Below are 13,021 nucleotides of genomic sequence, written 5' to 3'. Positions count from 1 at the left end.
ATTTTAAAAGACACCTACCGAAGTAAGTGCCTTGTGATTTATTCTGCTAAATCTTCCCCTGTAATCTGCTTATATTGTTCAGATGTGATTGCACCATGTTCAGCAAAAAACTTTATATCAGTGTTTGTATAACAGTTTAAGTCATAATATCTTTTAATTGTTTCATATCCTGGATAATTCATTATTCAACTCCACCTTCCATCTCAACTATTTTTTTAATAATGTTCGCGTTATCTTGTCTTAATTGTTCTATTGATAATTGCGCTTTAAATAATTCCATTTGTGTTTTCGCTAATTCTATTTCAGTTAAACTCGGCTCATATGGATTTATCGGATTAGTTTCTTCAAATTCTTCTTTACTACTTCCTATCCATTCAACACCATTAAAATAAAAAGGACTGTAAATACCTTCTGGTGGAGGCGTTTCAGTCCATTCAAAATTATATTCAGTTGTCTCGTCTATAATAATAGGCGTACCATCTTCTGCTTTATATACTAATTTATTCATTTATTCCACCTCTTTCGCTATAAAAGATATTGGATCAAGCGTGAAAGGTACGTTGAAACTTCCTTGTCTAACCGTGCTAACTTTTCCAGTATGATTAATGTATACAAGTGCTTCAAAACCATCTAAAGATGTACGTTGTGGCACTAGATATCCTCTGTTCCAAGTTGTAGTAATTTTCAAATTACTAGGCAAAGCAGTAAACTCGCCTGTCACAGTAGTAAAAACCCAACCATTTAATTGACAAAAATAATATCCGTCTCCAATTGAAAAGTACGTCAAAGTTACGTTCGATTCTGAATCTACACCACCACTTGTACAAGTTGCACCATTGATTAAAGTTAAGGGAATAACTTTTACATCTTTTTGATTATCACTATATTCTACTAATTCATTCTTTAATACACTTAAACTATTATTCAATTCTTCATGTGTGGTTTTATTCTTTGTTTTTTCTTCAACAGTATTATTGAATATCGACATTTGCGTTTCAACATTTTGTTTGTAGACTTCAAAATCACTTACTTTTAACAATCCGTTATTAGTAATCAATTCTATGATTTCATTTTTTTCGTTCTCTATCGCAAGTAATACTTGATTTTCTTTCACACCTATTCTTGCTATACCATCATTTGTAGTGTTGTTTACTTTAGTTACATAATCTTCTAAGTTTGCTAACGCTTCTTCCATAGCTGTCACTCTATAGTTAACTACTTTTAAAAGTTCATCAAACTTTCGGATATAACTTAATTTAGTATCACTAGAAATTGTATTGATAACCGCATCTTTAATATCAAATTCAAATGTTCTTACAACTACTGTATCACCAGTACCTTTTTGTGAAATATAGACTTCTCCTAGCGTTTTACCAACATGTGTCAGTACATCGTTAGGTAATGTATAACTCACGATTCCATTCAATTCATCTTCGAACACTAAGTTATCAATTTTCTTCTCACCATTTGAAGTAACAATTGCGATATAGGAATCTACATTAATTTCACTTAAAGGCATAGGTGCATTATCACGTGTAATTTGAAATTCAAATTTAGCTGTACCAGTATCTTGGTTATAAAATTCTACATTCATTTTTTTGATACTTTTGTAATAAGCGTTAACATCTAATTCTGTTTTTGCTATTTTATTCATTGGCAATTTTAACCCCTCCTATATATCGTATGAAATGCCACTCAAACTAATATAATCTACACTTTGTGTTGTAAACGTTACTTCTATAGCACCAGTTACGGCGCTAATTTTAACTATCCCATATCCTCCCACATTTGAAGACGACAAGGCACATATAAATTGTTTATTAACTCTAGGTCTATATTCTGGTGGTAATGTCGCAACCTTAGCTGGTAAGGTTTTGCTAACACCTTCAACTTGTCCGTCAATTATTTTTGTACCGTCTGCTAATATTTTCATGTAAGGATTCATACTGTAGAAAGAGGTTACACCATTTGCTAGTGGCAAATCTTCTCTAGGATAACCGTATTTCATCACATAACTTTTCCATCTGTTTTCTGTATTATGCCAATAATAAAATTTTTGATAAGTATATGCTGTTGTATTACCTTGTAAATTCATTACAAAAGTATTATTATTCGCATTTTCTATTACGATTTTTCTTGTAGGCTCAAACTTACTTCCGTCTAAATCTTTAACATCAACTGCCGATGTATAAAACTCAAATCGTGGGAAATCAGTATTACTCATAAAATCGAGTATTTTTTGCATTGTATCGAGTTTAGTTCCACTCAATGGATCAAACATATCTCCGTCTGTCGAACGTGGAAAACTTCTATTTGCGTAGTTATTTGTACTCATTAACGGTGTAGTAGCAGAAGCTTTACCAAAATCAATCGCATTTTCAGAAGTTGATTTATCTTTGAATATGATAATACCTTCTTCGTTAGACGAGTTCATATGTCTACTTTGATGTATAGATAAAGTGTATATAGAACCATCTTCGCCAATTTGTACACCTTCAGATTCGATAATGTCGCTTTCCAGTCCGTTTTCTTCTAATACTTGAATAAAACCTTGCCCTGAAATTAAGCCTTCTTCTAACAAAGAACCATTATTACTAAATACTTTTAACCCTTGATATCCCAAGTAAGTTGGGTCTCCTTTTTTAGTGTAACCCCCCATATTGAAATACACCTTACCATTCCCAATAGCAAATCCTTGTCTCTTAGGTAATTTACTCGCATAGTCTGTATTGAAAAAACCACCATCTGTAATATCAAATGCTACAGTACCAATGCGTTCAAAGTTATCATTATATAATTCTAAAACTGTTTTAGTTACTTTTGTACCTGTTGATGCAGTTGGTGTCGTAACATACCAAATACCACTATTGTAATTAAACTGCCATTCAACATTTACATCATGTTCACTTAATGGCGTAAGTTGTGCCATTCTCTCTGGCGTTTTATCTATATTGAAACGTCCTAGCACATGGTTTCTTGTCTTAACATATAAATAACGAACACCGTTTTCATATTTAACGACTGTTCCCTCTCCACCAGCATTACCAGCAGCGAACACTGTTTTATATTCCAATGTATCCATATCCCAAACAACAATCCAACGTCTATTATCAACGATCACTGGTCCACCCGAATAGTTTACAAATATTTCTCTACGTTGTTCATCTAGTGCGAATGATTGGGGGTAAATATACACATTGCCAGTTAATACAACAATGTCCTCATAGTCTGGAAATTTAAGAGGTAACTTTTTCCATATTTCTTTTTTATATAGTGCGTTTGTTGGCGCTTTAGATGTTTGTAATACTTCTGTCTTGCGTTTATTTTCTTCTACAATACTATCCAAATACAACAAATCGTTTTTTAGTCTTTCAGATACCGTTAAAAATGTTGGTTTATCTTCAAATACAGAAACTCTAGCATCTCTATATTCTTGTTGTCCTTCATGTAATTCTCCTAATACGAGATTAGCAGTTTGTTTTCCTCTGTACTCTAACTCATCATTAACAGTCCAACGACCGAAGTCAATTTGTTTTGCATGATGTGCGTGCTTGTCTGATGTTTTATGTTTATTGAAAGTATCATTACTTAAATTATGAATTCGTTGAATTGCTTCAAAGTTACTCATTAATTGCCTTCTAAATTCTTGACCTAAAATAATACTCAACGTTCTGATTAAGTTCATTTCCACTATTTTTCCACCTCTTTTGATTTAATAAAGTAACGATAATTGGTTACTTATTATTCTTGCTATATGAATGTATCCTTTATCATTTGGGTGTTTTCCATCTATTAAGAAATTATCGGAATTATATCTATTGATACCTGACAAATCGTGTAAATTAATAGATGGCACATGATTAAGTTTCGTTACCCCTGTTATTGCATTTACATACTCTTTGAAATATACACCAGCAGTGTTAGGGTTATCATCACTGTTCTCACCGTCCACTGTATAAATACGTGATCTAAACATGGGTGCGATAAAAATGATTCTTGTGTTAGGTATCGTTTCGCCAATGCCTTTAATAACTTTATTAATAGCACCTTTAAATGTTGCACCAGTCATATCAGTATCTGAGCCAACGGGATTAGCAGAACCGAAGTCATTACCACCAAAGAATACTGTGATTAAATCAACTTTATCCCAATCTACTTCATTCAACCTTTTGGCTTGTGGTCTGTAATCACGCCCACCACTTGCGAAGTAACCTTCTGCTGATTGCACAAGTTCTGAAAAATCTTTTTTTCTAATGAACTCAACCATCTTTTGCATACTTTGATTGTTCATATATTCGTTTCCAGTGTGTTGAGCCATTCTACAACCGTAAAAACCTGCTTTAACTACATTAGCACCTAATCTTTGAGAGACTAATTCCGGGTAATTACCTAATTCAGTATTACTATCTCCAAACATCACAATATTTTTACTTTTAAGAGGGCTAACAAGTGTTTGATTGTTTTTAATTTCATCTATCAATTCTTCTAATCCAATAACTGCTTCTGTATGAGTTTTCGGAAAATACATTTCACCATCTAAATCTCTTAAATATCTATGATTTATTTCAGTCATTTAATAATGTCACCCCCACAATATCAGAATATAAATCAGGCATAGAAATAGCCGAGCCTCCAAGAGTACCCGACTTGATTTGTTTATCTAAGTTTTTAGTTCTTCTATTTATTTCTTGTTGTATCTTGATAATGTCTGTTTTTTTATTACTGAAATCTACTTCAACTGGTAAATTTAGTAACGGATGTGATTCAGTTATCTTAATGACTTTCAACATCGTGTCAAAACCTAATCCAGTATGTTTAAAATAAACCATATCACGTTCGCCAATTGGTTCAGTATCTAAATAATTTGTAGATAATTCAACTACTGGCTCATCATTCAATTCTTGTTTTAATCGTTTTTCTAGTTCTGTTTTATCTAAAATATTGTCATCATACAATGTTGGTGCAATTTTAGGATTATTCTTATCGTGGTAAGGCGAATAATATTCTGCAGTCACATGGTATAAATCAGTACCTTTTAACACTGCAGTTAAGTTTAGCGTTGTTGACTTTTCAGTTCCTACATACATAACTGGTGCAGTTTTATATTCCTTAACATCAGGATCTGGACCAATAAATACTGCTTTAAATGTGTGATAACCTTTACTTAAATTTCTACCAATTACAATAGATTCAGAACGTGCAGTATGACTGTAACAACTATATCGACCAATCAATTGATTATCGATATACACATCAAGCAAACCCCCACGTGATAACTTTTTAAGTGACCATGTAAGTGTTTCGTTGCCCCATTTACATTCGAATTGTTTCTCGTAACTTGCACCGACTACTTGTGTGCGCCATGTGCCTTCTTTGAAAAATGTACCATTGTAAGTTAAATCGGGTGGTTTAATTGGATTATAATTTTTAGTTTCGGTTTTCGTTTTCTTCTTGCCATAACCTTTAATATACGTTTTCTGTTCTTGCGTATTGACTGATACACTCGCTTCATCAACGTTATATCCACCTATTAATTCTACTTCTGACATGCGATAATAACTTTCCTCATCATAGATATAGATTGTTTTGTTATCAGCATGAAAGATATAACCAAACAATTCAGCACCCTCAACTAAAAACTCAATACCGTTTTTATCTCCAACTTCATCAATTGCGATACGTTGTTCAAACTTATCGACAATCTTGTATGAGTAACCCAACTTATTATCTTTAAAACCAAAGTCTAAATATTGTTCTAATGTCCATGTAGGTGTTGGTAGTTCTTCGTCACTGTTCATTTCTTCTGATTCTAAATCTTTGTCGATATAGTGATTCTGAAACTCAAACATAATGTGATGAGCCACAATGTCATTTGTTAAAGTAACATTATTACTTTTTGGATCAATCGTTTTAATAACAAACTGTTGACCACGAAATAATAAAATAGATTCATTTTGTATTAAGTCATATATGTCTGGTGCAAAACTTGTTTTAAATGCAGTCAATGAAATAGAACGACTGCTATTCTTTTCAACTTCATATTTAAATGAACCTAAATCATAATCAATCAACAACTCGGAAAATGTATTAGCACTGTTGGTAATAATTATATTATCCATTTAAACACCTACCTATAAATAAAAGGGAATATAAACTCAGCAGTTGGCTCAGTTATATCTGTTCCGATTATTTCAATATCGTTATATCCAGGTGCAAGCGATAACCATTCATGGTTGGTATCAATTCCTACACGCTTACCATCTATTGTTGGATATAAACCATTTATTATGAGTTGTTTGTTTTTAGTGATTGCTTTTTTATATTCAAACACGTCACCTGTTGTACGATTAATAAGTTTAAACCCTTTTGGTGCATTTAAATTAAGTTTAATAATTAATTTATGTCGATGTGGAAATGGTGCGATTGTATCAGACGAACCATTAAATATTTTAAAACTTGTTGTATTGTGTTTATATTGAATATCATCATTGACTAATAACCCATTACCAAATTGCCATTTATCAGAAGTTTGGCTGTATTGATTTGTTTCGTATAGTGATTCAGAGTATCCTTTGTTACACGTAAAAGTAATTGAAAAATCTCTATGTCGCAATGTTAATGGATCAGTTTCAACTTTAGGCGTTGGCGCAACAAGATATTTGATTCCTGGCATTTTACTGTGAACAACGTAATAAGGTTCTCTGCTTTGTAATTCATTTTCTAATTCAAAACAAAATAAATCCATATCTGTACTATCTACACTTGTGTATCTAAAATGTAAATTAAGTTCAAATGGTCCAAATGTTGTCGCTCCCATTAAAACGCCGTCAACACCACTAATTTCTTGTATATAGGTATTGCCATTTACTTCGTGCTTATCAAATCCTAAAAATTCAAAACCGTCTTTCTCCATGAGATTGACGGTTCTGTTATTACTGTATATTAATTTAACCCACTTTGAGTTATCGCAATACATTTACCCACCACCTATTACATATGCGTTATTGTTGTATATTGAACCTTGTTTCTGACTTACTTTCTTTGTGACTTTATCTGTATCCATATAAATGTTTGAGTCTTTATTAGCAATTCTATTTGTATCTCTATTATTGATAGATTGAAGTTGATTAGTTTTATCAATCAATGTAATTACTTCACGCAATAGTTCAGCATCTTCATTGAAGCCTAACATTTCTCCAGTTCTATCATAAAGAACTTTACTTCTTGCTCTCATAGATGGGTCGTGACTAATAACTGATTCACTAAATCCACCTTCAGCAAGCCAAGCTATTTCTGGAGAATTGATAATGCCACCTTCAGCATACCCGTGACCTTGACCGATAACGCTTAATAATCCACCTTTACCATATCTACCTTTTGAGTAATTCATACCAGCTACAAGGTTATGAAGTGGATTTAATATACTTCCCATTCCTTTGCCTTTATAGGCATTGAATGTTCCTGGTTTAACTTGTACTAATCCTGTAGCTCTACCATCGGCTAAACCATCAGTACCACCGATAGCATTAGCATTACCACCAGATTCTGTATCGATTTGTTTTAACCAAGCGTTAATGTATGCAGATGTAACTGGTAAACCTGCTAATTTTAATGCTGTTCTAACTGTACCTAACCAACTTCCACCCTTTTTGCCACCTTTACTTTTTAAGAAGGCTTCTGGGTCTTTCGTATTTCTATTCGTTAGAGCATTGGCTGCCGGTTCTTCGATTTGCGTGTGTAAGTGAGCGCCTGTTGTGTTTAAACCACTATTACCAGTTCTTGCGAATGTGTCACCTTGTTTGATACGTCCAGTTTTTAACACATCACTTAAATGCAAGTAATATTGTGCTAACTTACCATTTAAAATTTGTGCAACTGTACCTCCACCAACATCATGTTGTTTTCTGACAATACCACCAGTTGGTGCTTGTATTTTCTCATTAATATGAGGTGTATCAATACCATAGTGACGACCACCGTTAATTGATAGTGGATAACCAGCCAATGGTTTATTTGGACTATAACCATAACTGATACCATGTTTTAAGATACTAGATCCGTCAACATTTCCATATCCACCAGCTTCATCAAACCAACTCATAACTTTTTTAACTAAACCTTTTTTAAGTCCAGCAAAACCATGTTTCATAAAGCTACCATAAGCACCTTTAATTTTACTGAAATCAACACCGAATTTATCAAGTGCTATTTGTACTAATTTACCTGGATTTTCAATGTAGTCCCAAACTTCAAGCACTTTAGCAGAACCTTTGGCTGCAAGGTCTCCACCTTTTTTAGATACAGTTTTAACTGTTGCATCTGTACTAGCTTTACCAATTGCTTTTACAGTGTTCCAACCTTGACTAAATGCAGAAACTTTTTTCTTTGTTTGTTTCTTAGTACCAGAACCTGCACTAAATCTAGCTATATCGCCAAACATACTTTGAGTATCTCGACCGTTAATGACTTCCATACCTTTTTTAAGTGGCAAGACAACATTACGTCCTTTAGGCGCATACATTGAACCGTCTTTATCTCTAATTAATTCTTGATGACCGTTACGACCTTTGCCATTCCCAGGTCCTTTGTCGTTAACCATAGCAATTGTATCTTCTTGTAATTGACCTTTAGCATTAGCTTTTACATTGCCATTACTACCAGTACCAGTAGATAATTTAGGTATTTTGTCAGCTATCAACTTTTTATCCATTATTTTTTTAGATAACCAGTTCACACCATCAATCATACTATTTAATCCACTAATCGCACTGTTCGCTATTCCTTTACCTAACTTGCTGGCGATTGATTTAAAACCACTGATTGAGTCAGATAAGAACCCTTTTAATTTATCTATCCACGATTTGCCCTTGTCGTACATCGCTTTAAAGCCATTAGCGACATTATCTCTTGCGCTATTTGCTAAACTCGTTACTTTATTTTTAATATTTGTGAATATATTCTTAGCACTATTGAATAATTTTCCTAATGTTTCACGTACGCTTTTTGACATTCCTGAAAACTTACCACGTACGTTCGTCCAAATATTTTGAGCTAATGTGGTAATTCTGTTTTTCAAATTATTCCACAATTCACGCGCCCATTTGCTTAAATTCGAGAATATTTCACGCGTTGATTTTGACAATCCATTAAACTTATTACGTATGTTAGTCCAGATAGACTGACCTAGTGCAGTGATACGATTTTTCAATCCTAACCATAAATTACTACACCATTTAGATAGATTAGTAAAAATTGTACGCGTAGACTTAAGAAGTCCAGTAAATTTGGTACGTACGGCGTTCCAAGCACCTTGTGCCATTCTACCTATGAAATTCTTAATAAACGTCCAACCTCTAGTGATTACACCTCGTATTAAGTTCAATCCTAATGCCACAGTCTTTAACATCTTGCCAACGAACCATAATTGCACTAAGTTCCACGCAAGCATTACTGCACCTTTTAATATTTGAACAATACCTTGCCACACGCCACGCCAATTTCCTGTGAATAAAGCAGAAAATACTTTAATAGTACCTAGTATAATATTTAGCGCGCCTTGAATAACACCTTTAATATTGTTCCAAACTGAAACGATTAACATTCTAATAGCTGGCCAGATAAATTTCATCAAGTTCCAAATCAAAGTCATAATTGGTTTGATGATATTACTCCAAATAAATCTAAATGCAGTTCCTATTCCAGAAGCAATATTGCTAACTGCACTCATTATTTGCGTACCGTTTTGTTGCCAAAATGTAGAAAGTTGTTGTCCTATTTGCATACCAAAACTTTTAACTGCATTAACAACTTGGAAGAACACTTGCTTAATTTTACTTACTACACCCATTAATTTATGAACTTGTTCAGCAGGCATAACCCTCGATAGCATACTCATGCCACGACCGTCATTACCTTTGAATAAATTAAATACTCCCGTGACTAGGTCTTTAAGCTTTCCGAATGCCACTTTTACATTTTCAATTACGTTATTAACTACATTTCTAAATGTTTCTGATTTCTTATATGCAATTACAAATGCAGTGCCTAAAGCAACAATACCTAATGTAATCCAACCAATTGGTCCAGTCATCACTCCGAGTGCAGCACCTAGTTTAGGAAATACTTTAGTGATTCCAACTATTGCACCTTCAGCACTTTTAGAAGCAGCACTAAATTTAGCAATGAACTGTAGAAACTTACCGAATGGACCAAATATCATTGCTATCACACCAGTTAGTTTTCCGAATATGGTTAATATAGGACCAACTGCTATAAGTGTTAGCGCACTCCATTTCATAACACTGTTAATGAGTTTTTGCGTTCCAGTATCAAGACTGTTGTACCAACCAACAATCCCTTTAATACCATTAACAATTTTATCTAGTACTTGTCCTAGTGTTTCGCCCCATTTAGCAGCTGCACCTTCCATTCCATCAATAGAATTAGTTAAATCAAGCATTAAAGGTTTCATCTTGCTAAAGAAACCTCCACCTTTACCACCTGCATCTAGAAATGAAGCGCCTAATCTACCAACCGCAGACCACATATTCGCCATTGCAGCAGTAAATGATTTTTGCCCCATTTTCTTTGCTGCACCACCAATGTTGGTTTCGATAGCATTTAAGAACATTTCACTAGATATTTCACCTTTACTTGCCATATCGAACACGGCATCAGCAGTTACACCAGCTTCTTCAGCAACCCATTGATAAATAGGTATACCACGTTCCGATAGCTGTTGTAATTCTCCGTTGTAAGCTTTATTTGATGTTTGTACTTTGTTTATAATTGAACCCATTTCTCCCATGCTAGATCCAGCTATTGCAGCAGCATCTCCTGTTAGACTTAAATATCTAACAAGTTCTTTACCTGGTTTAATTCCAGCAGCAACTGCACTAGATGCAGTGGTAGCAGCTTCACCTAAACCAAATGACGTACCTTTTACCGATTCCAAAGCGTTATCCATAATTGATTGAACACCTTTGCCACTGTGTCCTAAACCATCTAGTTTAGCTTTCGCATTATCAATTTCGACCAATCTTCCGAAACCTTTACCGATTGTGATTCCAGCTAAAGCACCACCTGCGACCATAGCAGGTTTAGTAATTTTATTCGTTAAGCTACTACCCATTTCAGTTGATTTTTTTGAAATTGTATCTAGTGTATTGCCTACTTTTTCAAAACCTTGCCCTGTTTTAAATACTCGATTCATGCCTCGAGACATGTTCTTTTCCATAGAAGATGCTGCACGACTTGATGCCTTTTCTATATCTTCTAATCTGTTTGCCATTGCTGTAAATGCTGATTCCATACCGCTTGCATTGGAAGTGAATTTGGCTTGCAACTCCTTAATAGTTGCCATAAGACCCCTCCCTTCTTTTGTTTATTTATTTTTTAATTTACATATTTTGTTCAGCACGTTTTCTAGCTTCAATTTTCTTTTGAACTCTTTCGCTCCATTGATACTTCTTATTAGGTTTCGAAGATTGTTCAACTTTCTTTTTAGGTTGTATTTCTTTCATAAATTTAGTAACAGACTTCATTTGTTCTTTTGATTGAGGATTACTATTTAACATTGCGATAAAGTTCATATAGTAATCAGCTTGTTCTTTTTCAGCCTTACGTTCTTCATTTTGAAAGTGAGTCATTAAATGTGCTAGTAACTCATTGAAAGGCGTGTTTAACACTTCATCACGCCCACCGAGTTCTTTACTCAATTTGAAAATAACAACTTCTTCTAATTGAATATCAGTATTACTTACGCTTGTTCCTTCTTCGGAAACAGAGCTGCCAATACCGTTGAGAAGGAATCCTTTGACTTTTTTAAACGTTCGATAAGTTTTGGAATATCATTTACTTCAATAACAGCATCTACAATATCTAAGAATGTATAAACATTTTGTTGACCTAATACATCTACATTGATATTAGATGCTTGTGAGATAAGGTTTTGTAGTGAATCTGGTGCGTTCTCTAATACAAGTTCAAACGAACCTAATATGTCTTTATAGAATTGTGCGCCAACCTGTTTAAGAGCCTCTGATCCGTCATATTGGAACACATTCACTTTATCTTCATTATCTTTAGCGTTAGCAAGTGCTTCTTCATAAAGTCTTCTGTTTTCCTCGTTGATTTCATTACGCTTTTTAAAGTAGTTATCTAACGCATTTTTTAAATGTTCGTTCGTATTAACATCTCTAACTAATTTGTTTAATTCTTTTGCTACTCTTTTGATTTGGAATATATTCATTTCCTTAATTTCTACGTTCTCCGATACCTGTTTGTTACCTTCATATGTTTTGATTTCTACTAGTGCCATTTGTCATTTCTCCTTTGATATATAAATTAAAAAACAAATAAAAAAGAGTGAGGTATAACCCCACCCTTTATTATCCTGCTGGTACTTCTGCTGGTGTTTCTCCTAATTCATCTGGATCTTGTCCGATGTAGAAGTAGTTATTTGGTTTATTTGCATCTGCGCAATCTTTAGGGAACATTGCAAATTCCATTTCATAATTACCTTGTTCATTAGCGAATGATTTAGTCATACCACTTGAGTTAGCGATTTTGTGAATAAAGATATCTTCTGATTTATCTGAACCCATTTGACGTGGGTGAATCGTTAATGTTCTAGCGCCTGCACGTAATGATGCTCCGATTGGTGCGTCTGTTACTGATACAACTTTGCCATCTTCATCAAATGAAATTGTTCCACTTAATGTTTTGCTAATTACATCTAATGATGATTTAGCAGCAACAACTGTAACAGTACCATTCCAACCAACAACAACTTGGTCATAGTTAGTGTCACCAAAATCTGCCATGTTAATATCAGTTAGTTCTGGTTCTAATTGAACCTCTCCACCTTCTGCTTGTAATAAAGAACCATCTTCACACATTTTTCCGTCAAATCTCATTTCTGTTGGTAGTCCTTCGTCAAAAACAAAGTCTGCCATTCCGAATTCATAACTAATTTTTTCTGCTGCCATTATAATTCCTCCTTAAATTTGGGTAATAAAAA

Annotated in this window: 11 protein-coding genes; all 11 read right to left on the bottom strand. The window is 33.9% G+C overall.

Going from position 1 to position 13,021, the window contains the following annotated elements; translation table 11 throughout:
• Positions 1–38 precede the first annotated feature (38 nt).
• The 11 genes from B2G86_RS00905 to B2G86_RS00855 all read right to left on the bottom strand — a co-directional run bounded on the left by B2G86_RS00905 (position 39) and on the right by B2G86_RS00855 (position 12,989).
• The gene (locus B2G86_RS00905) at positions 39–182 is read right to left on the bottom strand and encodes an XkdX family protein (RefSeq protein WP_078356254.1); all 144 of its coding nucleotides are present in this window, start codon (positions 180–182) and stop codon (positions 39–41) included.
• Entirely contained in the window at positions 182–508 is a 327-nt protein-coding gene (locus B2G86_RS00900) for a hypothetical protein (protein ID WP_078356253.1), read from the bottom strand. Before B2G86_RS00900 ends, B2G86_RS00905 begins: the two co-directional genes overlap by 1 nt.
• Positions 509–1,654, bottom strand: a complete 1,146-nt coding sequence (locus B2G86_RS00895; protein WP_241837730.1) for a BppU family phage baseplate upper protein — start codon at positions 1,652–1,654, stop codon at positions 509–511.
• An 18-nt stretch (positions 1,655–1,672) separates the two neighbouring features.
• Positions 1,673–3,691 (bottom strand): hypothetical protein, encoded by a 2,019-nt coding sequence (locus B2G86_RS00890; protein ID WP_078356251.1) that lies wholly within the window; start codon positions 3,689–3,691, stop codon positions 1,673–1,675.
• 21 nt (positions 3,692–3,712) lie between these two features.
• The gene (locus B2G86_RS00885; RefSeq protein WP_078356250.1) at positions 3,713–4,573 is read right to left on the bottom strand and encodes an SGNH/GDSL hydrolase family protein; all 861 of its coding nucleotides are present in this window, start codon (positions 4,571–4,573) and stop codon (positions 3,713–3,715) included.
• A complete protein-coding gene (locus tag B2G86_RS00880; protein WP_078356249.1) occupies positions 4,566–6,119 on the bottom strand; it encodes a prophage endopeptidase tail family protein in 1,554 nt (517 codons plus the stop codon). Before B2G86_RS00880 ends, B2G86_RS00885 begins: the two co-directional genes overlap by 8 nt.
• 8 nt (positions 6,120–6,127) lie before the next feature.
• A complete protein-coding gene (locus B2G86_RS00875; protein ID WP_078356248.1) occupies positions 6,128–6,976 on the bottom strand; it encodes a phage tail domain-containing protein in 849 nt (282 codons plus the stop codon).
• Positions 6,977–11,362: a tape measure protein gene (locus tag B2G86_RS00870; RefSeq protein WP_078356247.1), complete on the bottom strand. Its 4,386-nt coding sequence runs from the start codon at positions 11,360–11,362 to the stop codon at positions 6,977–6,979. It lies immediately after the preceding gene.
• A gap of 37 nt (positions 11,363–11,399) precedes the next feature.
• A complete protein-coding gene (locus B2G86_RS00865) occupies positions 11,400–11,717 on the bottom strand; it encodes a hypothetical protein (protein WP_078356246.1) in 318 nt (105 codons plus the stop codon).
• Between the two features lie 41 nt (positions 11,718–11,758).
• The gene (locus B2G86_RS00860; protein WP_078356245.1) at positions 11,759–12,319 is read right to left on the bottom strand and encodes a hypothetical protein; all 561 of its coding nucleotides are present in this window, start codon (positions 12,317–12,319) and stop codon (positions 11,759–11,761) included.
• A 70-nt stretch (positions 12,320–12,389) separates the two neighbouring features.
• Complete coding sequence (locus tag B2G86_RS00855) at positions 12,390–12,989, bottom strand: hypothetical protein (RefSeq protein WP_078356244.1); 600 nt, start codon at positions 12,987–12,989, stop codon at positions 12,390–12,392.
• Between the last annotated feature and the right edge of the window lie 32 nt (positions 12,990–13,021).

This window comes from Mammaliicoccus fleurettii, from assembly GCF_002018435.1.
GTDB classification, from domain to species: Bacteria; Bacillota; Bacilli; order Staphylococcales; family Staphylococcaceae; genus Mammaliicoccus; species Mammaliicoccus fleurettii.
Note: the sequence above shows the minus strand (reverse complement) of the source record. Positions and strands in the feature narration are given on the sequence as shown.

What these genes read in the sequence shown, in the direction of transcription:
- B2G86_RS00905 (WP_078356254.1), bottom strand. Translation starts at nt 182, where the DNA reads ATGAATTATCCAGGATATGAAACAATTAAAAGATATTATGACTTAAAC.
- B2G86_RS00900 (WP_078356253.1), bottom strand. Translation starts at nt 508, where the DNA reads ATGAATAAATTAGTATATAAAGCAGAAGATGGTACGCCTATTATTATA.
- B2G86_RS00895 (WP_241837730.1), bottom strand. Translation starts at nt 1,654, where the DNA reads ATGAATAAAATAGCAAAAACAGAATTAGATGTTAACGCTTATTACAAA.
- B2G86_RS00885 (WP_078356250.1), bottom strand. Translation starts at nt 4,573, where the DNA reads ATGACTGAAATAAATCATAGATATTTAAGAGATTTAGATGGTGAAATG.
- B2G86_RS00880 (WP_078356249.1), bottom strand. Translation starts at nt 6,119, where the DNA reads ATGGATAATATAATTATTACCAACAGTGCTAATACATTTTCCGAGTTG.
- B2G86_RS00875 (WP_078356248.1), bottom strand. Translation starts at nt 6,976, where the DNA reads ATGTATTGCGATAACTCAAAGTGGGTTAAATTAATATACAGTAATAAC.
- B2G86_RS00870 (WP_078356247.1), bottom strand. Translation starts at nt 11,362, where the DNA reads ATGGCAACTATTAAGGAGTTGCAAGCCAAATTCACTTCCAATGCAAGC.
- B2G86_RS00860 (WP_078356245.1), bottom strand. Translation starts at nt 12,319, where the DNA reads ATGGCACTAGTAGAAATCAAAACATATGAAGGTAACAAACAGGTATCG.
- B2G86_RS00855 (WP_078356244.1), bottom strand. Translation starts at nt 12,989, where the DNA reads ATGGCAGCAGAAAAAATTAGTTATGAATTCGGAATGGCAGACTTTGTT.